Here is a 22,597-nt window from a genome sequence, read left to right on the forward strand (position 1 = left end):
TCCCTCCGTACGCCCCTCGTGCGGAGCGCTCCCTGGTGCACACTGGCCAGACCCGCACCACGTCAGGGAGCGCACCGTGACCGCCTCGCACGCCATCGCCGCAGAGGAACCGGACCACCTCACCCGGGCCGGGAGTCGACGGGCCGACATCGACCCGCTCGCCGCGCTGCGCGCACCCGGCGACCCGCCCTGGGACGTCTACCTGACCGGCACGGTCTTCCTCGACATCATCTTCACCGGCCTGGACTCGGCGCCGGTGCGCGGCACCGAGTCCTGGGCCCGGGGCATGGGCTCCAGCCCCGGCGGGGTCGCCAACATGGCCACCGCCCTGGCCCGGCTCGGCCTGCGGACCTCCCTCGCGGCGGCCTTCGGTGACGACCACTACGGCGAGTACTGCTGGGACGCGCTCGCACAGGGCGAGGGCATCGACCTCACGGCCTCGCGCACCGTGCCCGGCTGGCACTCGCCGGTGACGGTGTCGATGGCGTACGAGGGCGAGCGGACGATGGTGTCCCACGGGCACGAGCCGCCCTCCGGGACCGCGTTCCTCCAGGAGGGCGCGCCGGACCGGCCGCCCCGCGCGCGTGCCGCCGTGGCGTCGCTGACGCCGGGCACGCGCGCGCCGTGGATCGCGCAGGCCGCCCGCGAGGGCACCCGGATCTTCGCCGACGTCGGCTGGGACGACACCGGGGCCTGGGATCTGTCGAGCCTCGCCGACCTGGAGCACTGCGAGGCGTTCCTGCCGAACGCGGAGGAGGCGAAGCGGTACACCGGGGCCGGCTGCCCCCGCGTGGCCGCCCACGCGCTGACCGCGTACGTGCCGGTGGCCGTCGTGACGCTCGGCTCGGAGGGGGCGTACGCGGTGGACCGGCGGACGGGGGAGGCGGCGGAGGTGCCCGCGATCGCCGTGGAGGCGCTGGATCCGACCGGCGCGGGGGACGTGTTCGTCGCCGGCTTCGTCACCGGGTCCCTCGCGGGCTGGCCGCTGGCCGACCGGCTGGCGTTCGCAGGACTGACGGCGGCCCTGTCGGTGCAGGAGTTCGGGGGATCCCTGTCGGCGCCGGGATGGTCCGAGATCGGGGCGTGGTGGCGCCGGGTGCAGGCCCTTCCCGGGCAGGACCCGGCGGCCCTGGAGCGGTACGCCTTCCTCGACGGGCTCGTCCCGGAGGAACTGGACCGGCCCTGGCCGCTGCGGCGGGCGGTGCCGACGATCGGGTTCCGGCGCTCGGGGTGAGGGGGGCGGGTCATGGAGGTCCGGGAAAAGTCCTACGGCGTTGTCAGCCCCCCGTCGTACTCTGGAATCGCGAGGCCGCCCTCAGCCAGGCGGCCGTGACGAGGAGGAAGCGCAGGCCTTCAGCGCCGGCCCATGACACAGACATCCACAGCTCACACCACCCCCGCGCAGCAGCAGGCGAGAGCGCAGTTCACCGTCCCCGCCCAGCACCCCATGGTGACCGTGCTGGGCTCCGGCGACTCCCTCCTGCGCGTCATAGAGAGGGCCTTCCCGGCGGCCGACATCCATGTCCGGGGCAATGAGATCAGCGCGGTCGGCGACGCAGGCGACGTCGCCCTCATTTCGCGCGTGTTCGACGAGATGATGCTGGTGCTCCGCACCGGGCAGCCGATGACGGAGGACGCAGTGGAACGCTCGATCGCCATGCTGAAGGCGAGCGAGAACGGGACGAGCGACGGCCCGGAGACCCCGGCCCAGGTGCTGACGCAGAACATCCTGTCCTCGCGAGGCCGCACGATCCGCCCGAAGACCCTCAACCAGAAGCGGTACGTCGACGCGATCGACCATCACACGATCGTCTTCGGCATCGGCCCCGCCGGTACCGGAAAGACCTACCTGGCCATGGCCAAGGCCGTCCAGGCCCTCCAGTCCAAGCAGGTCAACCGCATCATCCTCACCCGTCCCGCGGTCGAGGCCGGCGAGCGGCTGGGCTTCCTGCCCGGCACGCTCTACGAGAAGATCGACCCCTACCTGCGCCCGCTCTACGACGCGCTGCACGACATGCTCGACCCGGATTCGATCCCGCGCCTGATGGCGGCCGGGACGATCGAGGTCGCGCCGCTGGCGTATATGCGCGGCCGCACGCTCAACGACGCCTTCATCATCCTGGACGAGGCCCAGAACACGAGCCCCGAGCAGATGAAGATGTTCCTCACCCGGCTCGGCTTCGACTCGAAGATCGTCATCACCGGTGACGTGACGCAGGTCGACCTGCCGAACGGCACGAAGTCCGGTCTGCGGCAGGTGCAGGAGATCCTGGAGGGCGTCGAGGACGTCCACTTCTCCCGGCTGTCGTCCCACGATGTCGTACGGCACAAGCTGGTGGGCCGTATCGTCGACGCGTACGAGTTGTACGACAGCAAGCACGGCACCGAGAACGGCACCCACAAGGGCGGCCACGGCAAGTCAGGTGCCAAGGGCTCCAAGGGGAAGTAGACCAGCACGACCATGTCGATCGACGTCAACAACGAGTCCGGAACCGAGGTCGACGAGCAGGCGATCCTCGACATCGCCCGCTACGCGCTCGCGCGGATGCGCATCCACCCGCTCTCCGAGCTCTCGGTGATCGTCGTGGACGCCGACGCCATGGAGCAGCTGCACATCCAGTGGATGGACCTGCCCGGGCCGACCGATGTCATGTCGTTCCCGATGGACGAGCTGCGGCCGCCGTCGAAGGACGACGACGAGCCGCCGCAGGGTCTGCTCGGCGACATCGTGCTGTGCCCGGAGGTCGCCGCCAAGCAGGGGGCGGACGCCCCGACGCAGCACTCCATGGACGAGGAGCTCCAGCTGCTCACCGTCCACGGCGTGCTGCACCTGCTCGGGTACGACCACGAGGAGCCGGACGAGAAGGCCGAGATGTTCGGGCTGCAGGCCGCCATCGTCGACGGCTGGCGGGGCGAGCAGGGCCTGACCGGCCCGTCCCCGGCGCCGACGGTCTCGTAAGCGGATCGGTCGTCTCCCGTGTCCCCGCAGATCGTGATCGGCGCGATCGCGCTGGTCGTCGTCGCCTGGCTCGCCGCCTGCGCGGAGGCGGGCCTCGCGCGCGTCTCCAGCTTCCGCGCCGAGGAGGCCGTCAAGGCCGGCCGGCGCGGCAGCGCCGGGCTCGCCCAGGTCGCCGCCGACCCCACCCGCTATCTGAACGTGGCCCTGCTGGTCCGCGTCGCCTGCGAGATGGCGGCCGCGGCCCTGGTGACGTACGCGTGCCTCCAGCAGTTCACGGCCACGTGGGAGGCCCTGCTGGTCGCCATCGGGGTCATGGTGCTGGTGTCGTACGTCGCGGTCGGCGTGTCGCCCCGCACCATCGGCCGCCAGCACCCCCTCAACACCGCGACGGCGGCGGCCTACGTGCTGCTGCCGCTCGCGCGCGTGATGGGCCCGATCCCATACCTCCTCATTCTCATCGGCAACGCCCTCACCCCGGGCAAGGGCTTCAGGCGCGGCCCGTTCGCCTCCGAGGCGGAGCTGCGCGCGCTGGTCGACCTCGCCGAGCAGGAGTCGCTGATCGAGGACGAGGAGCGCCGGATGGTGCACTCGGTCTTCGAGCTCGGTGACACGCTGGTGCGCGAGGTGATGGTGCCGAGGACCGACCTGGTCACCATCGAGCGCTTCAAGACCATCCGCCAGGCGCTGACGCTGGCGCTCCGCTCGGGCTTCTCCCGGATCCCGGTCACCGGCGAGAGCGAGGACGACATCGTCGGGGTCGTGTATCTGAAGGACCTGGTCCGCAAGACGCACATCAACCGCGAGTCCGAGAACGACGTGGTGTCGACCGCCATGCGGCCCGCCGTCTTCGTGCCCGACACGAAGAACGCCGGTGACCTGCTGCGCGAGATGCAGAAGGACCGCAATCACGTCGCCGTCGTCATCGACGAGTACGGCGGCACCGCCGGCATCGTCACCATCGAGGACATCCTGGAGGAGATCGTCGGCGAGATCACCGACGAGTACGACCGCGAACTGCCGCCCGTCGAGGAACTGGGCGACGACCGCTACCGGGTCACCGCCCGCCTCGACATCACCGACCTCGGCGAGCTGTACGGGCTGGACGAGTACGACGACGAGGACGTGGAGACGGTCGGCGGACTCCTCGCCAAGGCCCTCGGCCGCGTGCCCATCGCGGGCGCGTCCGCCGAGGTCGAACTGCCCGACGAGCGCCGCCTGAAGCTCACGGCGGAAGCCGCCGCCGGCCGCCGCAACAAGATCGTCACGGTCCTGGTCGAACCCGTCGGGAAGGGCGGGCGGGCCACCGAGGAGGGACCCGAGTGACCCCCGAGGAACTGCGCGCCTTCTGCCTGTCCTTCAACGCGGCCGTGGAGGACTTCCCGTTCAGTCCGGAGGCCTCGGTCTTCAAGGTGCTGGGCAGGATGTTCGCGCTGACGCACCTCGGCGGGCGGCCGCTGACCGTCAACCTCAAGTGCGATCCGGAGGACGCCGTCCGGCTGCGCGCCGAGCACGAGGGCCTGATCGTGCCCGGCTGGCACATGAACAAGCGCCACTGGAACACCGTGACGGTGGACGGAGGCCTGCCGCCGCGGCTGCTCCGGGAGCTGATCGAGGACTCCTACGACCTGGTCGTCGCGGGCCTGCCGCGGGCGGAGCGACTGCGGCTGGACCGGCCGTAATCGCGTTGCCGGCCTCGTCGAGCGCCGGAAGGATCGGGCCCATGACTGTGCGATACCCGCGCCCCCTGCGCCCCGGTGACCGTGTCGGTGTGACCTCTCCCTCCAGCGGAGTGGCCAAGGAACTCCGGGGGCGGCTCGACGTCGCGGTCCGGGAGATCGAGGCGCGCGGGTACGAGGTGGTGGTCGGGCGGTGCATGGACGGCTCGACGCATCTCAGTGCCCCGGCCGCCGAGCGCGCCGCCGAGCTCACCGGCATGCTGACCGACCCGACGATCCGGGCCGTGGTGCCTCCGTGGGGCGGGGAGACCGCGATCGACCTGCTGTCGCTGCTCGACTTCGAGGCGATCGGGCGGGCCGAGCCGACCTGGGTCGTCGGCTACTCGGACATGTCGACGCTGATCACCCCGCTGACCCTGCTCACCGGTGTCGCAACCGTGCACGGCAGCAATCTCATGGACACGCCGTACCGGGTGCCCGAGGGGCTGCGCTCCTGGCTCGACATCGTGGCCGCGCCGCAGGGCGGGCCGTTCACCCAGACCCCGCCCGGACGGTACCGGTCCGGGGGGTACGACGACTGGCAACGGCATCCGGAGGTACGGGAGTTCACGCTGGACGCCGAGGGCACCTGGACCCGGCTGGACGGCAGCGGTGACGTGGACGTCGAGGGGCGGCTGATCGGCGGCTGCGTCGAGACCCTCGGCCCGCTCACCGGCAGCCCGTACCTCGACTCCTCGCGGTTCGCCGGGGACGCGCCGCTGCTGGTCTACGTCGAGGCCTGCGAGGACAGCGCGTTCACCGTCTGCCGCCAGCTGCACGGCCTGCGTCTCGCCGGCTTCTTCGACCGCGCCGCCGCCGTTCTCGTCGGCCGTACCCACGCCCCCGACAGCCGCACCCTCACCCAGCACGAGGCCGTGCTCGACGCGCTCGGGCCGCTCGGGGTGCCGATCGTCGCCGACGTCGAGTGCGGGCATGTCGCGCCCTTCCTGCCGCTGGTCAACGGCGCGCGCGGGCGCGTGCTGCACTCGGCCGCGCGCAGCGGGATCGTGCAGACCCTGGACTGAGTCCGATCGGGTACGGGAACTTCCCGGCTCCCGCGCGCGTTGCGGGGGAGGATCCGATCGTCCGGGGGAAGTGGGCAACCCATGGCCATGGTGGGCCTGTTCTGGATCGCCGAGGGCGACGTGTACGTGGGCGCGAAGCCGGCCGGCCTGACTCCCGGGGTGCGGCTGACCCCCGAGGGCGTGGTGGCGCTCGGCGACGGACGGTCCGGTCTCCACCTGTGGGAGGACGTACACGCCCTGACGGTGGCGGACGTCCCCGTGAAGTCGCTGCTGCGGCAGGTGAACGCGGTCAGGGATCTGGCGCTGAACACCGTGCTGGAGCTGGCCACCTCCCTCGGCTCGGCCTGGGGGGACGACACCCCGCCGCTGATGACGGTCCGCGTGGAGGCGTCCGACGGCGAGCACGAGCTGCCCGCCTACGTCGCCGCGGCCGTCGGCTACACCCAGACCGAGGCCGACCTCTCCCAGGCCCTCCTGGCCCGTCTCACGGAGGGCGCCGCGACGATGGAGACGACGCTGGCGGCGATGGCGCAGTGGGGCCGCTCGCGGGAGGGCGGATCACCCCGCGGGCCGGAGCGGGAGGAGCTGCTGCGGGGGTGGCTGGGGTAGCGCCGCCCGCCCGGCCGGCGGACGCGGTCTCCCGGGCGGTGCCGCCGGCTCGTGGATCTCTAAGCTAGGGGCATGACCGAGAGCAGCGCGCTTGATCCCGAGGACCGCAAGATCGTGACCCTGGCCCGTTCCGCGCGGGCCCGCAACGGTGTGCCCGAGGGGGCGGCCGTACGGGACGAGACGGGGCGGACGTATGTCGCCGGGTCGGTGGAGCTCGCGTCGCTGCGGCTGAGCGCGTTGCGTACGGCCGTCGCCATGGCGGTGGCCTCCGGGGCGACGTCCCTGGAGGCGGCGGCGGTGGTGAGCGAGGCGGAGTCCGTGCCGGCACAGGACCTGGACGCCGTGTCCGACCTCGGCGGGCCGCAGACCCCGGTCCTGCTCGCCGGGCCGGACGGCACCGTCCGGAGCACCGTCTCCGCGGGCTGACCACGGGTCTGGCCTGCCGCATCCGCGGGCGACGGCCGCCGAACGAAAGGTCGGCTGGAATTCAACCTTGTTCGGTTCCTGCCCTTGCGCATCAATGGAGCCGTAACTTTCCGACGGACCGTCAGATCCGCACCGCCGTGCAGCGCGTCCGCATCCGCCTGCTCAGGCCTCTTGTCCGTCGGTCCCCCCACTTGGCACTCCCCACCAGGGAAGGGAAGCGGATCTCCATGAGAGGCAAGCGCACGGCAATGGGTGCGGCACTGGCCGCCGGGGCCCTCGCGGTCACCGGTCTCGCCTTCGCGCCCTCCGCGGCCGCCGTCACCCCACAGACGGCGACCATCACCGCGAGCTGCGGTATCTTCGGCGGCGGATCGGCGACGCTGACCGCCACCCAGAGCGGCACCTCGGCCACCATCACCCTCAGCACGTCAGCGATCACCGCGCCGGTCGCGGTGGCCCAGGACTCCATCACCTCCACCCTCACGATGGCCAACTCCGCCGGCAGTTCGGTCGTCTTCAGCGGCACGAAGAACCCCGCCATGGCCGCCGGTGGCTCGGTCAGCGTCGGTCCGCTCCCCGGCACCGTCGCGTCCGGCGACAGCCTCGACGCGTACGGCGGCTCGCTGACCATGGTGATCTTCGGAGTCACCGTGAACTGCACCGCCAGCGGCCCCCAGTCGCCCGGCCCCTTCGTCTTCGACTGACCCCGACTCCCCGGATGCCGCAGAGAACTGATGATCCATCAGTTCTCTGCGGCATCTCCATTGACTTCTCACCGCCGCTCCACATCAATGCCCCCTGTCGGCGCAGCCGAGCCGCTGCGCCCGCGACCCTCAGGAGGGGGCCCATGGGTGCCACACCCCCAAGCTCACGAAGATCCCTGCGACGGCGCCGGATCTCACTGTTCGGGGCGACCGCGCTCGCCGTCACCGCGGGCGGCGCGCTGGCGTGCCCGGCCGGTGCCGCCGGCACGAACGTGGACTTCGCCACGCACTGCATCCCGCCCGCCGTCGCGGGCCTGCCGCCGATCGACGGCACGACCACCGCGAACGTCTCGGTGGACAACGCCAGCCCGAAGGTCGGCGACACCGTCACCGTCACGTACACGGTGGTCACGGCCGCCGCCGCCAACCCCACCGAACTCGCCCTGCCCGCCGACATCATGACCCCGACCGGGAAGGTCACCCTCGGCGGCGCGCAGACGGGGGACGTGACGGTCGCCGGGCCGAAGAAGAACCCGCCGGTGCCGGGGAAGGCCGCGTTCCCGTCCTTCTCCATGACCGGCACGTTCACCGTCACCGAGCCGGGCCGGATCACCCTCTCGCCGGGCGACTACAACATCCACACCAGCTACATCATGGAGCTGGACACCCCCTGCACGGTCACCACCCCGCCCGCCCCGGTCTCCGAAACCGTCACGGCGACCAGCGGCACCCCGGCGAACACCCGTACCGTCTCGCTGAGTTCGGCGTCCGGCGACCCGGGTGCGAGCGTCACCGTCACCGGCAGTAACTTCACGCCGGGTGCGAGCGTCACCCTCGCCGGGCGGGCCGGGGACCGGCAGACGGCCGACACGGCCACCGCGACCGCGAACGCACAGGGCTCCTTCAGCGGGTCCCTCGTCGTCAACGACACCACGACGACGGGGATCGTCGCGTACGAGGGCAGCTCCTGGAGCGCGGACACGGGCGCCGGGCCCGCCGCCTACGTCGTCAACGACACCACGCCCGTCCCGCCGGGCAGCCAGAAGCTGACGACCAGCGTCAAGGCGGGCACGCTGGCCATGTCCCAGGCCGGGGACTTTGTCGCGCTGTCGGGGGTCGACTTCGGCCAGGGCGGCGCCTCGACCGGCAAGCTCCGGACGGTGACCGTCAAGGACTTCCGCGGCGGACCGGCCGGCTGGTCCCTCACCGGCAAGGTCACCGACTTCAGCGGGCCCGGCGCGAAGATCGACGCCGGCAGGCTCGGCTGGACTCCCGCCTGCGCGACCAAGGCGGGCAGCCCCAGCACCTGCAAGGCGGGTTCGGCGGGCGCCGTGGGCGGCTCGGGGGCGACCCTCGCGCAGACCCCGGACGCCACGCTCACCGGCGGTGAGTTCACCGTCGACGCCGGACTCTCCCTGGACGTACCGGCGTTCACGCCTCCGGGCGCGTACTCCGGTGTGCTCACGCTGACGCTCACCTGAGCGTGCGGGCGTCCGCACCCGCCCGTCCCTCCGTCTCCCGCCCGTAGGGGTCCGCACCCATGCGCAAGCCGTATGTCCTCCTCCTGAGTCTCCTCGGCCTCCTGCTCACCGGGCAGGCCGCGCCCGCGCACGCCGCCGACAACGGCAGCTGGTCCGTCTACCCGGTCGCCTCCAAGGTCGCCGCGCGCCCGTACTTCTACCTCTCCGCGGATCCCGGCCAGACCCTCACCGACAAGGTCGCCGTCCAGAACAAGACCGGCGCGCCGCTCACCTTCCGCCTCTACGCGGCCGACGCGTACAACACCGCCCGCGACGGCGGATTCGCGGTCCGCGGCCCGGCGGAGCGGATGCACGGGGTGGGCGCCTGGGCGAAACCGGCCGGCTCCCGGATCACCGTGCCGGGGCACCGGACCGTCACCGTGCCGTTCACCCTGCGCGTGCCCGAGGGCGCCGAGCCCGGCGACCACCCGGGCGCGATCGTCGCGCTCGACGAGCACGTCGACCGCGGCAGCGGCTCCCTCGCCCTCGGGGTGCAGCAGGCCGTCGGCGCCCGCGTCTATCTCCGGGTCGGCGGGCCCACGCTGCCTGCCGTGTCCGTGGAACACGTGCGGATCAGCCGTCACCAGCCGCTGATCCCGGGCCTCGGCACCAGTACGGCGACCGTCTCCTACACCCTGCGCAACACCGGCAACGTCACCGTCGACCCGAAGGTGCAGCTGACGGCACACGGGCTGTTCGGCCGTACGCTGCTCGACCGCACCCTCACCCGGGTCCCCTCCGAGCTGCTGCCGGGGCAGACGGTACGGCTCACCGAGCCCTGGTCCGGAGCGCCCCAACTCGACTGGGGCGACGTCACGTTGACCGCGAGCGCGCCGGGCACCCGGCAGTCGGCGAGCGCCTCGTTCCTCGCGCTGCCGTGGCTCGCCGTGACGCTGGTGTTCCTCGTGGCCGTGGCGGCCGGGCTGCTGCTGGTCAGAGCGCGTCGGGGCCGTGCTCGCCGGTCCGCACCCGTACGACGGTCTCGACCGGCACGGACCACACCTTCCCGTCCCCGATCTTCCCCGTCCGCGCGGCCCTGACGACCGCGTCGATCACGGCGTCGGCGTCCGCGTCCGCCACCACGACCTCGATCCGCACCTTCGGCACCAGGTCGACCCGGTACTCCGCGCCCCGGTACACCTCGGTGTGGCCGCGCTGCCGGCCGTATCCGCTCGCCTCGGTGACGGTCAGACCGTGCACGCCCAGCTCCTGGAGGGCGGTCTTGACCTCGTCGAGGCGGTACGGCTTGACGATGGCGGTGATGAGCTTCATGCCTGGCGCTCGACCTTCTGGGCAGAGGGGACGACGGACGCGCTGACCGGGGCGCCGTGGCCCAGGACGCCGTGATCGTATGCCGTCTCCGCATGCACCGTAAGGTCCAGGCCGGTGTGCTCCTGCTCCTCGCTCGCCCGCAGGCCGAGCGTCCTGTCGAGCAGCTTGCCGAGCCCGTACGTCACCGCGAACGCGTACACCGCGACGACCACCACGGCGAGCAGCTGCCTGCCGAGCGGGGCGAGCCCGCCGCCGTAGAAGAGGCCCTCGGCGCCGCCGGTCAGCGCCTTGTCGGCGAACAGGCCGATCAGCAGCGTGCCGATGACGCCGCCGACCAGGTGGACGCCGACGACGTCGAGGGAGTCGTCGTAGTTCAGCCGGAACTTCCAGCTCACCGCGAAGGAGCAGACGACGCCCGCGGCCAGGCCCACGACGAGGGCGCCGAGCAGGGAGACCGTGCCGCAGGACGGCGTGATCGCGACGAGACCGGCCACCGCGCCGGAGGCGGCGCCGAGGGTGGTCGGGTGGCCGTCGCGCCGCTGCTCCACGAGGAGCCAGCCGAGCAGGCCGGTGCAGCCGGCGGCCATGGTGTTGAGGAAGGCGGCCGCGGCGAGGCCGTTCGCGCCGAGCGCGCTGCCCGCGTTGAAGCCGAACCAGCCGAACCAGAGCAGACCCGCGCCGAGGATCACCATGGGCAGGTTGTGCGGGCGCATGGCGTCCTTCTTGAACCCGAGCCGGGGCCCGAGGACCAGGCACAGGGCGAGACCGGAGGCGCCGGAGGTGATCTCGACGGGCAGACCGCCCGCGAAGTCGAGCGCGCCGAGCTTGTCCGCGATCCAGCCGCCGGGGCCCCAGACCCAGTGGGTGACGGGGACGTATACGACGAGGGCCCACACCGGGACGAGGACCAGCCACGCCGAGAAGTTCGTCCGGTCGGCCACCGCGCCGCTGATCAGGGCGGCGGTGATGATCGCGAAGGTCAGCTGGAAGGTGGCGAAGAGGAGGGTGGGTACCGTGCCGTGGACGCTGCCCGGGCCGAGGCCCCGCATCCCGGCGTGGCCGAGCCCGCCGATCAGTCCGCCGAACGCGTCGTCCCCGAAGGCGAGGGAGTAGCCGGCGGCCAGCCAGACCACGGTGACCAGGGCGATCGACACGAAGCTCATCATCAGCATGTTGAGGACGCTCTTCGTGCGGACCATGCCGCCGTAGAACAGGGCGAGACCCGGCGTCATCAGCAGGACGAGGGCGGTCGCGGCGAGGAGCCAGGCGGTGTCGCCGGTGTTCACGGTGTTCACCTGGGGCGCGGCGGCGAGGGTCACGGGCGTCTCCAACGGGGTGGGGGCTGCGTCAGAGGGTCACCGGCGTGCGTTTCCGGTCGTGTACGGGTGTGTTTCCGTGACGTTTCATTGCCTGAGGGTTACCGAAACCTCACGGTGCGGCGGGGGGTCGTGGATCAGGGACAATGAACGGCATGAGCGTGCGTACCCAGTCATCCGAGCAGTCGGCCGAGGCCGTCCACCGTGCCGGCTTCGCCTGCTTCGTGGGCCGCCCGAACGCGGGCAAGTCCACCCTCACGAACGCTCTGGTGGGGCAGAAGGTGGCGATCACGGCGAACCAGCCGCAGACCACGCGGCACACCGTGCGGGGCATCGTGCACCGGGAGGACGCCCAGCTCATCCTGGTCGACACCCCTGGGCTGCACAAACCGCGCACGCTGCTCGGCGAGCGGCTCAACGACGTCGTACGCACCACCTGGGCCGAGGTGGACGTGATCGGCTTCTGCCTCCCGGCGAACGAGAAGATCGGCCCGGGTGACCGGTTCATCGCCAAGGAGCTGGCGGGGATCAGGAAGACCCCGAAGGTCGCGATCGTCACCAAGACCGACCTGGTGGACTCGAAGACCCTCGCCGAGCAGCTGATCGCGATCGACCAGCTGGGCAGGGAACTGGGCATCGAGTGGGCGGAGATCGTGCCGGTGTCGGCGGTGGGGGACAAGCAGGTGAGCCTGCTGGCCGACCTCCTGATCCCGCTCCTGCCCGAGGGCCCGGCGCTCTACCCCGAGGGCGACCTCACCGACGAGCCCGAGCAGGTCATGATCGCCGAGCTGATCCGCGAGGCCGCGCTGGAGGGCGTGCGTGACGAGCTGCCGCACTCCATCGCGGTGGTCGTCGAGGAGATGCTCCCGCGCGAGGACCGCCCGGCGGACAAGCCGCTGCTGGACATCCACGCCAACGTCTACATCGAGCGCCCCAGCCAGAAGGGCATCATCATCGGCCCCAAGGGCAAGCGTCTGAAGGAGGTCGGCATCAAGTCCCGCAAGCAGATCGAAGCGCTCCTGGGCACCCCCGTCTTCCTCGACCTGCACGTCAAGGTCGCCAAGGACTGGCAACGCGACCCGAAGCAGCTCCGCAAGCTGGGCTTCTGACGGGCTTTCCCACTGGCTCACCCGTCTTGGCCAACCGGGAAGTGCCGCCCTGGGGCGGGTGGTGCGGATCGAGGTGCTGCTGGGGACGCCCGCCGCGCGGCGGTAGCCGCACGTCGATACAGCCTCGACCTGCACGTCAAGGTCGCCAAGGACTGGCAACGCGACCCGAAGCAGCTCCGCAAGCTGGGCTTCTGACGGGCTTTCCCACTGGCTCACCCGTCTTGGCCAACCGGGAAGTGCCGCCCTGGGGCGGGTGGTGCGGATCGAGGTGCTGGTGGGGACGCCCGCCGCGCGGCGGTAGCCGCACGTCGATACAGCCTCGACCTGCACGTCAAGGTCGCCAAGGACTGGCAACGCGACCCGAAGCAGCTCCGCAAGCTGGGCTTCTAACCGGTGGTGGCCTGCGGGGTCATGTCCTGCAACCCCACCACCCTCAGCAGCTGAAGCCGTTCGTAGGAGTCCGTTCCCGGGCGGGCCGTGTGGACGACGAGGAGGTGGTGGTGCTCGTGGCTGAGCATGACCTCGCAGTCCAGGTCCAGCAGGCCGACCAGGGGGTGCTGGAAGCGCTTGGTCGCACGGTGGCGCGGAGCGACCTCGTGTTCGTCCCAGAGCCGAGCGAACTCCTCGCTGGCGGAGCGGAGTTCGGCGACCAGGCCGGCCGGCTCCGGGTCGTCGGGGCGGGCGGCGGCCACCGCGCGCAGGTTGGCCACCTGGGCGCGCGCGTGCGGCTCGTGGTCCTCCGGCGGGAACAGTGAGCGCGCGGCCGGGTCCAGGAAGAAGCGGCGTACCAGGTTCCGTTCCCGCCGGGGGCGCGACGTCACGTCGCCGACCAGCGCCTTGGCCATCGCGTTCTGCGCCAGGACCTCTCCGCAGTCGTTCACCAGCTGTGCCGGGGTGTCGTACAGGCGGTCCAGGATCAGCAGCAGGCCGGGCCGGACATGCGTCGACGCCGTCTCGCGGCGCGGCGGCTCCTCACCGACCAGATGGAACAGATGGTCGTGCTCGGCGTCCGTGAGCCGCAGCGCACGCGCCAGCGCCGTCAGCATCTGGCGGGACGGCCGCGGCCCCCGGGACTGTTCGAGCCGGGTGTAGTAGTCGACCGACATGCCCGCCAGCGACGCCACCTCCTCCCGGCGCAGGCCGGGCGTACGGCGCCGGGAGCCCGGGGCGAGGCCCACGTCGGCGGGGTTCAGCCGGGCACGGCCGCGGCGCAGGAAGTCGGCGAGTTCACTCCGGTTCACCCCTCCAGCGTGCGGCAGTCCGCCCGGCTTATCCAGGGACTGTCGATCCCCTGATCGGGAGGTCTCTACCGGCCGCCCCCGCCGCGTCCCACCGTGGTGGTGAACACGGCGAACAGCGAGGAGACGATCATGCTGACAGTGGTGACCGGTACGACGGGGAAGGTCGGGCAGCGCTTCGTGCCCAGGCTCATCACGCAGGCCCAGCCCGGGGAGCGGGTGCGGGTGGTCGTACGGGACGCGGCGCGGGCGGAGCGGTTCGCCGAGCTGGGCGCCGAGGTCGTGACCGCGGACCTGCGGGACGAGGACGCGCTCGGCAAGGCCGTCGCCGGGGCGGACGCCGTCGTGAACATCGCCGCCGCCTTCCGCGGCGTGCCCGACGAGGAGGCCTGGGCCGTCAACCGGGACGCGGCGGTGGCACTCGGACGCTCCGCGGCGGCCGCCGGGGTGCGACGGTTCGTGCAGGTCAGCACCGGCGCCGTCTATGGCACCGGACGCGGCCGCCCGTTGACCGAGGACGACGAGATCCGGCCCGGCGGCGAGATGTGGGGCGCCTACCCCGAGTCCAAGGCGGCGGCCGAACGGGAACTGCTCGCCCTGGAGGGCGACATGGAGGTGCGCATCGGCCGCCTCCCCTTCGTCTACGGCGACGGCGACCCGCACCTCGCCGACGTCCTGCAGTGGGCCGCGAACTGGGCGTCCTCGCAGCGCCTGCAGATGGGCCACCACGTCGACGTCGCCCAGGGGCTGATGCGCCTGTTGTACGCCCCGGGGGTGAACGGCCCGGTCCACAACATCGCCGACGATGCTCCCGTCACGGCGGTCGAACTGCACCAGCTCAACGGCGTCGCGCTGCCCGACGGCATGGACACCCGCACCGACCCCGACCCGTGGTTCGGGATCATGTCCACCCGGAAGATCCGCCGCGACCTCGGCTACCGGCCCGTCTTCCCCAGCGTCTGGTCCGCCCGTGACGCCGGCGCCCTGTAACCCGGTCAGTCCACCCCGCTCACTCCACCCCGCGTATCCGGCCCACCAGCACCGCCCCCGCCAGCCCGATCACCGCCGCCACCAGGTACAGCACCCGGTATCCGCCCAGGTACGTCACGATCGGCGCGGCGAGGGCGGGGGCGGCGACCTGGGGCAGGGCGTTGGCCACGTTGATCACGCCGAGGTCCTTGCCCCGGTCCAGGGCCTTCGGCAGCACGTCCGTCATCAGCGCGAAGTCGACCGAGGTGAACACCCCGAAGCCGACCCCGAGGACCGCCGACGCGACGATCGCGCCGAGCCAGGTCTGCCACCCGGCCAGCGCCGCCGTCGCCACCGCCATCAGCACGCCGGACCAGACGACGAACGGCTTGCGCCGGCCCACCCGGTCCGACCACACCCCGCCCGGCACCACCGTCACCACCAGCGTCAGGCTGTTGACGGCAGTCAGGATCAGCACTCCCTGGCCGGGGTCGTGGTAGCGGAGGCGGTCGCGCAGGTAGTAGAGGAGGTACAGCAGCACCAGCGAGTTGCTGAGGTTGATCAGGAACCGGGTCAGCCACGCCCAGCCCAGGTCCGGATACCGGCGTGGGCTCAGCCAGAACCCCGCCAGGAACGCCCGCCAGGACCACGGCGGGCGGTCCCGCGCGGACAGCCGCAGATCCGGATACCGCAGGACGTACGGCAGTACGCCCGCCACCGTGCACACCGCGCACGCCACGTACCCGGCGCCGATCCCGCCGGCCGCCGTCGCGAGGCCCGTGCCGCCGACCACGCCCAGGATCTGCGCGGCTCCCAGCCAGCCGCCCACCGAACCGCGCCGGTGCCTCGGCACCCGGTCCGGCACGGCCGCCGTGACCGCCGCGAACGCCGCGTTCAGCGTGAGCTGCACCAGGCACCAGCCCGCCGCCATCGACCACACCCCGCCGGCCCGCGCGAGCAGCAGCAGCGACAGCGCCCCGCCCGCCGCCCCGGCCACGATCCACGGCGTACGGCGGCCCCGGCGGGCGGTCGTCCGGTCCGACAGGGCGCCGAAGAAGGGGTTCGCGACGAGCGACACCACCGCGCCGATCCCGGTCACCCAGGCCAGCACCGTCTCCTTCGACATCCCGGAGCCCGGCGCGAAGTCCTTGGCCTGGGAGGCGAGCAGGATCTGCAGCGGGCCGAACCAGCCCACCCAGATCGCCCCGTTGGCCAGCGACAGCGCCGCCGTCCAGCCCCGGCCGACCGTCCCCCGGTTTTCGGCTTCGCTCAAACCGGGGGCACCCCCGTCACCGGCTCCGGCGCCGTGGTCATCCCGGCGCCGTCAGCCCTGGTTCCGGAGCATGTCCCGGAACCAGTGGTAGGAGGCCTTCGGCGTGCGCTCCAGGGTGGTGTAGTCGACGTGCACCAGGCCGAAGCGGCGCGCGTAGCCCTCCGCCCACTCGAAGTTGTCCATCAGCGACCACACGAAGTACCCGCGCACGTCCACCCCGGCCGCGAGCGCGGTGTGCAGGGCGCGCAGATGGCCGTCCAGGTAGGCGATGCGGTCCTGGTCGTCGAGGCCCTCGTACGAGCAGCCGTTCTCGGTGATGACGATCGGCGGGAGCCTGTCGCCGTAGCGGTCGCGGAAGCCGGTCAGCAGCTCCGTCAGGGCCTCCGGGACGACCGGCCAGCCGAAGTCGGTCGTCGGCCGGCCCTCGATCTCCCGTACCGAGAAGGGGAGTTCGGCGGGGAGGGTGAGTCCGCCGTACTCGCTGTCCGTGCCCCCGGGGGCGCCCACCCGGGTCGGCGCGTAGTAGTTGATCCCGTACCAGTCGACGGGCTCCGCGATGACCGACAGGTCGGCCGGGACGTCGTCGCCCGGCATCAGCTCGCCCATTCCGTCCGGGTACTCGCCGAGGATGACCGGTTCGGCGAACAGGCGGTTGAGGAGGACGTCGTAGAAGCCCGCCGCCTCGATGTCGGCCGGTTCCCCGGACGCGGGCCAGGTCGGGCCGTGGGAGTTGGCGATGCCGATGTCGCCCGCTCCGGCCGCGCGCAGGGCCCGTACCGCGAGACCGTGGGCGAGGAGCTGGTGGTGGGCGGCCGGGAGCGCGTCGAACAGGAGCCGTTCGCCCGGGGCGTGGGCGCCGAGGGCGTGTCCCAGCAGGGTGTGCTCGGCGGGCTCGTTGAGGGTGATCCACTTGGTCACCCGGTCGCCGAGCCGCTCGGCCACCGTGCTGACGTGGTCGGCGAACCGGGCCGCCGTGTCGCGCGCCAGCCAGCCGCCCGCCTCCTGGAGCGAGACGGGCAGGTCCCAGTGGAAGAGGGTGGGCACGGGCCGGACGCCCGCCGCGCACAGCTCGTCCGTCAGGCGGTCGTAGAAGTCCAGCCCGCCGGGGGAGTTCACCCGTGGCCAGGAGACCGAGAAGCGGTACGCGCCCACGCCCAGGCCGGCGAGGAGGGCGACGTCCTCGGGGTAGCGGTGGTAGTGGTCACAGGCCACCGCCGCCGTCGAGCCGTCCTTCACCCGGCCCGGCTCGGCCGTGAACACGTCCCACACGGAACGCTCGCGTGCGTCGGCCGCGCCCTCGATCTGATGGGCGGAGGTCGACACGCCCCACAGGAAGCCGTCGGGGAACCGGGGTATCGGGTCGCCTGCGTCAGTCGCCATGGCCGGGATCATCCTTACCCCCGGTAACGGAAGTCAATGCCCCGGCGGCAACCGCCGCCTACGCCCCCTCCTTGAGCAGTCGGGTCACCAACTCCCGCTGGTCCTCGGTGAGTCGGGGATCGGCCGCGTACACCGTGCGGCCGTCCACGGTGATCTCGTACCGGAAGCCGTCCGGGACGCCGGCGGGCGGCGTGCCCGGACCGGACGCGAGGACACGCTCGGCCAGGGCCTGCCACTCGGCGCCGTCGGGCCGGGCCGAGGTGTCCACCTCGGCCCGGCGCTCGATCCCCGCGAAGCCGCCCGTGCGTCGAATCTGGATGCGCATGGATCCGTGTCTAGTACGGAACGCCGGCGGCCGCACTACGACGTGTGGACTCCGACCTGTTCCCACGCCTTCTTGACGGCCTCCAGCTCGTCCCCGGCGCCGAACCGCGCCTGGGCCGCCTTCACCGTCAGCTTGGCGAAGTCGGCGAACTGCGCGCTCGACCGCAGCTCGCCGCCGGTGAGCACGTCGTACCAGATCTGCCCGGCCTTCTCCCAGGCGTTGCCGCCGATGGCCGTGGCGAGCAGGTAGAAGGCGTGGTTCGGGATGCCGGAGTTGGTGTGCACGCCGCCGTTGTCGTCGCTGGTGCGCACATAGCCCGCCATGGTCGCGGGCTGCGGGTCCTTGCCGAGCTTGGGGTCGTCGTACGCGGTGCCCGGGGCCTTCATCGAGCGCAGCGCGGTGCCGTGGATGCCCGGGGCGAGCAGGCCCTCGCCGATCAGCCAGTCGGCCCGGTCGGCGCTCTGGCCCAGCGAGTACTGCTTGATGAGGGATCCGAAGACATCCGAGACCGACTCGTTGAGGGCGCCGGACTGACCCTCGTAGTCCAGGTTCGCGGTGTACTGCGTGACGCCGTGGGTCAGCTCGTGGCCGATGACGTCGATGCAGCTGGTGAAGTCCACGAAGACCTGGCCGTCGCCGTCCCCGAACACCATCTGGTCGCCGTTCCAGAAGGCGTTGTCGTAGCCCGTCTGGTAGTGCACGGACGCGTCGAGCGGCAGTCCCCGGCCGTCGATGGAGTCCCGCCGGTACGCCTTCAGGTACAGCTCGAAGGTGGCGCCGAGGCCGGCGTAGGCGCGGTTGACGGCGGCGTCCTGGACCGGGTCCTGACCCTCGGCGCGGACCTCGGTGCCGGGCAGGTCGCTGCCGTGCCCGGCGTCGTAGATCGTGCGCTTCGGCTTGCTGTCGGCCGCGGCGGCGCCGGCGGCGGCGGCGCTCTGGGTGCGGACCGCGCTCTCGCGGCGGCGGGTGCGCAGCGCGGAGTCGTGCTCCAGGGTGCGCTGGGCGCGCTCGGCGATGGCGGAGTCCTCGTGCCGGGCGAGCCGGTCGAGGATGTGCGGCGGCACGATCGTGCAGAAGACGGGCTGGAAGCCCCCGTTGGTCGTCATGGCAAAACCCTGGCACTGTGTGACGTCAGTGTCACTACCCGCAACCATGATTGGTGAAATATCGGGATGCTCGGCCACCCTCCGTAGCCGGAAGTGGTATGACGCACTTTTTGTCCCTTTTGTTCACGCGGTCCCGCATACTGATACAGGCCCTCGTGCCCGGCGCGGCTCGGCTAGGCTGCCGAGCATCATGCGTTTCGGGCTGCTTCTTCTTAGCTGCCGCGGCGAGGGCCTGTAGTCCAGGTCGACTCCCTCCCCGCGGAGCTGCGCGTTGCGTCGTCGGCCGTCCTTCCGGACACCCTGAGGAGCCCACGCCACCATGGTCAACCGCCAGCAGCCCAGCACCATGCCGATCCACAAGTACGGCCGCTACGAGCAGGTCGACATCCCGGACCGCACCTGGCCGCAGCAGCGGATCACCGTCGCCCCCCGCTGGCTCTCCACCGACCTGCGCGACGGCAACCAGGCCCTGATCGACCCGATGTCGCCCGAGCGCAAGCGCCGGATGTTCGACCAGCTGGTCGCGATGGGCTACAAGGAGATCGAGGTCGGCTTCCCCGCCTCCGGCCAGACCGACTTCGACTTCGTGCGCTCGATCATCGAGGAAGAGGGCGCGATCCCTGACGACGTCACGATCTCCGTGCTGACCCAGGCCCGCGAGGACCTGATCGAGCGGACCGTGGAGTCCCTGAAGGGCGCCAGGCGGGCCACCGTCCACCTCTACAACGCCACCGCGCCCGTCTTCCGCCGGGTCGTCTTCCGCGGCTCCAAGGACGACATCAAGCAGATCGCCGTCGACGGCACCCGCCTGGTGATGGAGTACGCCGAGAAGCTGCTGGGCCCCGAGACGGAGTTCGGCTACCAGTACTCGCCGGAGATCTTCACCGACACCGAGCTGGACTTCGCGCTGGAGGTCTGCGAGGCGGTCATGGACGTCTACCAGCCGGGTCCGGGCCGCGAGATCATCCTCAACCTGCCCGCCACGGTGGAGCGTTCGACCCCGTCCACGCACGCGGACCGCTTCGAGTGGATGAGCCGCAACATCTCCCGCCGCGAGCACGTCTGCATCTCCGTCCACCCGCACAACGACCGCGGCACGGCCGTCGCGGCCGCCGAGCTGGCGCTGATGGCCGGCGCCGACCGCGTCGAGGGCTGCCTGTTCGGACAGGGCGAGCGCACCGGCAACGTCGACCTGGTCACCCTGGGCATGAACCTGTTCTCGCAGGGCGTCGACCCGCAGATCGACTTCTCCGACATCGACGAGATCCGTCGTACGTGGGAGTACTGCAACCAGATGGAGGTCCACCCGCGCCACCCGTACGTGGGCGACCTGGTCTACACGTCCTTCTCCGGCTCCCACCAGGACGCCATCAAGAAGGGCTTCGACGCCATGGAGGCCGACGCGAAGGCCAAGGGCGTCACGGTCGACGACATCGAGTGGGCGGTGCCGTACCTGCCGATCGACCCGAAGGACGTCGGCCGTTCCTACGAGGCCGTCATCCGGGTCAACTCGCAGTCCGGCAAGGGCGGTATCTCCTACGTCCTGAAGAACGACCACAAGCTGGACCTGCCGCGCCGTATGCAGATCGAGTTCTCCCGGCTCATCCAGGCGAAGACGGACGCCGAGGGCGGCGAGATCACGCCGAAGGAGATCTGGGCCGTCTTCCGGGACGAGTACCTGCCGAACCCGGACAACCCGTGGGGCCGCATCCAGGTCAGGACCGGCCAGTCCACCACGGACACCGACGGCGTCGACGCGCTGACCGTCGAGGCCACGGTCGACGGCGAGGACACCGTCCTGACCGGCTCCGGCAACGGTCCGATCTCGGCCTTCTTCGACGCACTGCAGTCCATCGGCATCGACGTACGCCTGCTGGACTACCAGGAGCACACGATGAGCGAGGGCGCCTCCGCGCAGGCCGCCTCCTACATCGAATGTGCGATCGACGGCAAGGTCCTGTGGGGGATCGGCATCGACGCGAACACGACGCGTGCGTCGCTGAAGGCGGTCGTCTCGGCCGTCAACCGCGCGGCCCGCTGACCCCTCCGACCGGGGGTTTCCGCGCCCCGGCCGCTGTATACGGCGGCCGGGGCGCCGCCGTTTTCGGCCACTGCGGCGGGCAGGTAACAGAAAGGTCTCTTCCGGGGTACTGACTCAGCCTCCGTGATGTGGCTAACATCACGCCAGCACGGCGATGTTGCCGCGCGGTTACGGAGGTGCGACGTGCTGCCAGTACGGGGACGAAACGGCCGGGTCCTGCGCCTGCTCGGCGCGCGCACCGCATGGACGCCCGTGGGCGACGGCGAGTTCTACTGCCCGGGCTGCGGGGGCGACCGCAACTACCAGCGACTCACCGGCCGCCGCCGGCTCACCCTGCTCGGACTGCCGCTGCTGCCGCGCGGGACGGCCGGACCGGTCGTGGAGTGCGCGGCGTGCGCCGAGCACTACGGCACCGACGTCCTCGACCATCCCACCACCCGCCGCTTCTCCGCGATGCTCCGCGACGCCGTGCACACCGTCGCCCTCGCCGTGCTCGCCGCGGGCGGCACCGGTTCGCGTACGGCCCTGGAGACCGCCGCCGCCGCGGTCCGCGCGGCCGGCTTCGAGGACTGCACCGAGGAGCAGCTGGCCGCCTTGGTCGACGCCCTCGCCGCCGACACCGGCCGGGTCTTCGAGCGGCCCTGCGGCGCGAGCCTGACGATAGAGCTGCACGAGGCCCTGGACCCGCTCGCCCCGCACCTCGCCCCCGCCGGCCGCGAGTCCCTGCTCCTGCAGGCCGCCCGCATCGCGCTGGCCGACGGCCCCTACACCCCGGCCGAGCGCGACGCCCTCGCCACGGTGGGCGCCGCCCTGACGATCTGCGGCCCCGACGTCACCCGCCTGCTGGCGGCGGCGCGGACGACTCCGTCCTGACGAACACGGGCGGCGGTCACGGTCACGTTCACGGCCGTCGGATGAGCCCGAGGTCGGTGGCCGCGGCGACGGCGGCGGTACGGGACTCGACGCCCAACTTGGCGTAGACACGGGCCAGATGGGACTTGATCGTGCCCTCGGTCAGGTGGAGCCGGCGGCCCACGGCCTGGTTGGACAGCCCCTCGGCGACCCGGGCGAGCACCTCGGTCTCGCGCCGGGTCAGCGAGGTGCCGGGGGCGCGCAGCCGGTTCATGAGCCGGTCCGCGACCGCGGGCGCCAGCGCGGTACGGCCGGCGGCAGCCGAGCGCACGGCCGCGGCCAGCTCCTCCGGAGGGGCGTCCTTGAGCAGGTAACCGGTCGCACCGGCCTCGATCGCCGGGAGGGTGTCGGCGTCGGAGTCGTAGGTGGTGACGATGACGACCCGCGGGGCGCCGGGCCGGGCGGTGATCGCGGCCGTGGCCTCCGCCCCGCCCATCCCCTGGCCGAACCGGAGGTCCATCAGCACGACGTCGACGTCCCCCGCCCCGGCGCGGACGACGGCCTCCTCGGCGGTGGCCGCCTCCGCCACGACCACGAGCCCCGGCTCGGTCTCCAGCACGGCCCGCAGCCCGGCCCGGACGACCGGGTGGTCGTCGGCGAGGAGCAGCCGGACCGGGCGGTCCGCGCGGTCGGCGGGGCCGGGGCGGCCGGTGGGGTCCGGGTGGGCGGTCACGGGTGGGCCTTCGTCTCGGCGGGCA

At 72.0% G+C, this 22,597-nt stretch carries 23 protein-coding genes; 15 read left to right on the top strand and 8 right to left on the bottom strand.

Translation table 11 applies throughout. From position 1 onward, the window contains the following. Positions 1-94: 94 nt before the first annotated feature. From BIV25_RS05695 to BIV25_RS05745, 11 genes are all read left to right on the top strand, one after another. Complete coding sequence (locus BIV25_RS05695; protein ID WP_256255601.1) at positions 95-1,234, top strand: carbohydrate kinase family protein; 1,140 nt, start codon at positions 95-97, stop codon at positions 1,232-1,234. 132 nt (positions 1,235-1,366) lie between these two features. Then, on the top strand, positions 1,367-2,449 hold the full coding sequence (locus BIV25_RS05700) for a PhoH family protein (RefSeq protein ID WP_071371041.1): 1,083 nt from the start codon (positions 1,367-1,369) through the stop codon (positions 2,447-2,449). Positions 2,450-2,461: 12 nt separating this feature from the next. Next, complete coding sequence (gene ybeY, locus BIV25_RS05705; RefSeq protein ID WP_071371042.1) at positions 2,462-2,959, top strand: rRNA maturation RNase YbeY; 498 nt, start codon at positions 2,462-2,464, stop codon at positions 2,957-2,959. 18 nt (positions 2,960-2,977) lie between these two features. After that, on the top strand, positions 2,978-4,282 hold the full coding sequence (locus BIV25_RS05710; protein ID WP_071371043.1) for a hemolysin family protein: 1,305 nt from the start codon (positions 2,978-2,980) through the stop codon (positions 4,280-4,282). Beyond that, positions 4,279-4,638 carry an MmcQ/YjbR family DNA-binding protein gene (locus BIV25_RS05715; RefSeq protein ID WP_071371044.1) on the top strand — a complete coding sequence of 120 codons (360 nt, stop codon included), beginning with the start codon at positions 4,279-4,281 and terminating at the stop codon, positions 4,636-4,638. Before BIV25_RS05710 ends, BIV25_RS05715 begins: the two co-directional genes overlap by 4 nt. A gap of 41 nt (positions 4,639-4,679) precedes the next feature. Then, positions 4,680-5,699, top strand: coding sequence for a S66 peptidase family protein (locus BIV25_RS05720; RefSeq protein WP_071371045.1), 1,020 nt, complete (start codon positions 4,680-4,682; stop codon positions 5,697-5,699). An 81-nt stretch (positions 5,700-5,780) separates the two neighbouring features. Then, a complete protein-coding gene (locus BIV25_RS05725; RefSeq protein ID WP_071371046.1) occupies positions 5,781-6,308 on the top strand; it encodes a hypothetical protein in 528 nt (175 codons plus the stop codon). A gap of 72 nt (positions 6,309-6,380) precedes the next feature. Then, a complete protein-coding gene (locus BIV25_RS05730) occupies positions 6,381-6,734 on the top strand; it encodes a cytidine deaminase (RefSeq protein WP_071371047.1) in 354 nt (117 codons plus the stop codon). A gap of 227 nt (positions 6,735-6,961) precedes the next feature. Beyond that, positions 6,962-7,438, top strand: coding sequence for a hypothetical protein (locus BIV25_RS05735; RefSeq protein WP_071371048.1), 477 nt, complete (start codon positions 6,962-6,964; stop codon positions 7,436-7,438). A gap of 143 nt (positions 7,439-7,581) precedes the next feature. After that, positions 7,582-8,919 (top strand): beta-xylosidase, encoded by a 1,338-nt coding sequence (locus BIV25_RS05740; RefSeq protein ID WP_071371049.1) that lies wholly within the window; start codon positions 7,582-7,584, stop codon positions 8,917-8,919. Between the two features lie 59 nt (positions 8,920-8,978). Further along, positions 8,979-9,998 carry a WxL protein peptidoglycan domain-containing protein gene (locus BIV25_RS05745; RefSeq protein WP_071371050.1) on the top strand — a complete coding sequence of 340 codons (1,020 nt, stop codon included), beginning with the start codon at positions 8,979-8,981 and terminating at the stop codon, positions 9,996-9,998. Here BIV25_RS05745 and BIV25_RS05750 read toward each other — a convergent pair. Both BIV25_RS05750 and BIV25_RS05755 read right to left on the bottom strand, forming a co-directional pair. Further along, entirely contained in the window at positions 9,892-10,230 is a 339-nt protein-coding gene (locus BIV25_RS05750) for a P-II family nitrogen regulator (protein ID WP_071371051.1), read from the bottom strand. The genes BIV25_RS05745 and BIV25_RS05750 overlap by 107 nt on opposite strands. Then, positions 10,227-11,549, bottom strand: coding sequence for an ammonium transporter (locus BIV25_RS05755; RefSeq protein ID WP_071371052.1), 1,323 nt, complete (start codon positions 11,547-11,549; stop codon positions 10,227-10,229). Before BIV25_RS05755 ends, BIV25_RS05750 begins: the two co-directional genes overlap by 4 nt. A 152-nt stretch (positions 11,550-11,701) precedes the next feature. Between BIV25_RS05755 and era the strand changes: the two genes are divergently transcribed. Further along, complete coding sequence (era, locus tag BIV25_RS05760) at positions 11,702-12,655, top strand: GTPase Era (protein WP_071371064.1); 954 nt, start codon at positions 11,702-11,704, stop codon at positions 12,653-12,655. A 386-nt stretch (positions 12,656-13,041) separates the two neighbouring features. Here era and BIV25_RS05765 read toward each other — a convergent pair whose 3' ends face one another. Beyond that, positions 13,042-13,896 (bottom strand): helix-turn-helix transcriptional regulator, encoded by an 855-nt coding sequence (locus tag BIV25_RS05765; protein ID WP_071371053.1) that lies wholly within the window; start codon positions 13,894-13,896, stop codon positions 13,042-13,044. A 129-nt stretch (positions 13,897-14,025) separates the two neighbouring features. Here BIV25_RS05765 and BIV25_RS05770 point away from each other — a divergent pair, with 129 nt between their 5' ends. Beyond that, the gene (locus BIV25_RS05770; protein WP_071371065.1) at positions 14,026-14,883 is read left to right on the top strand and encodes an NAD(P)-dependent oxidoreductase; all 858 of its coding nucleotides are present in this window, start codon (positions 14,026-14,028) and stop codon (positions 14,881-14,883) included. 19 nt (positions 14,884-14,902) lie between these two features. Here the strand turns inward: BIV25_RS05770 and BIV25_RS05775 are convergent, their stop codons facing one another. Genes BIV25_RS05775 through BIV25_RS05790 form a run of 4 tightly spaced genes read right to left on the bottom strand, consistent with a single transcriptional unit; the run spans position 14,903 to position 18,946 of the window. Next, positions 14,903-16,135, bottom strand: a complete 1,233-nt coding sequence (locus tag BIV25_RS05775; protein WP_071371054.1) for an MFS transporter — start codon at positions 16,133-16,135, stop codon at positions 14,903-14,905. 51 nt (positions 16,136-16,186) lie between these two features. Next, positions 16,187-17,515: a GH1 family beta-glucosidase gene (locus tag BIV25_RS05780; RefSeq protein WP_071371055.1), complete on the bottom strand. Its 1,329-nt coding sequence runs from the start codon at positions 17,513-17,515 to the stop codon at positions 16,187-16,189. 58 nt (positions 17,516-17,573) lie between these two features. Further along, entirely contained in the window at positions 17,574-17,840 is a 267-nt protein-coding gene (locus BIV25_RS05785) for a protealysin inhibitor emfourin (RefSeq protein ID WP_071371056.1), read from the bottom strand. A 35-nt stretch (positions 17,841-17,875) separates the two neighbouring features. Continuing rightward, a complete protein-coding gene (locus BIV25_RS05790) occupies positions 17,876-18,946 on the bottom strand; it encodes a M4 family metallopeptidase (RefSeq protein ID WP_071371057.1) in 1,071 nt (356 codons plus the stop codon). Between the two features lie 319 nt (positions 18,947-19,265). On the opposite strand from BIV25_RS05790, the gene leuA reads away from it, so the two are divergent. Further along, positions 19,266-20,987: a 2-isopropylmalate synthase gene (leuA, locus tag BIV25_RS05795; RefSeq protein ID WP_071371058.1), complete on the top strand. Its 1,722-nt coding sequence runs from the start codon at positions 19,266-19,268 to the stop codon at positions 20,985-20,987. Positions 20,988-21,170: 183 nt separating this feature from the next. Next, complete coding sequence (locus tag BIV25_RS05800; protein WP_071371059.1) at positions 21,171-21,860, top strand: TerB family tellurite resistance protein; 690 nt, start codon at positions 21,171-21,173, stop codon at positions 21,858-21,860. A gap of 28 nt (positions 21,861-21,888) precedes the next feature. Here BIV25_RS05800 and BIV25_RS05805 read toward each other — a convergent pair whose 3' ends face one another. Then, positions 21,889-22,572, bottom strand: coding sequence for a response regulator transcription factor (locus BIV25_RS05805; protein ID WP_071371060.1), 684 nt, complete (start codon positions 22,570-22,572; stop codon positions 21,889-21,891). Between the last annotated feature and the right edge of the window lie 25 nt (positions 22,573-22,597).

Source organism: Streptomyces sp. MUSC 14, assembly GCF_001866675.1.
Lineage (GTDB): Bacteria > Actinomycetota > Actinomycetes > Streptomycetales > Streptomycetaceae > Streptomyces.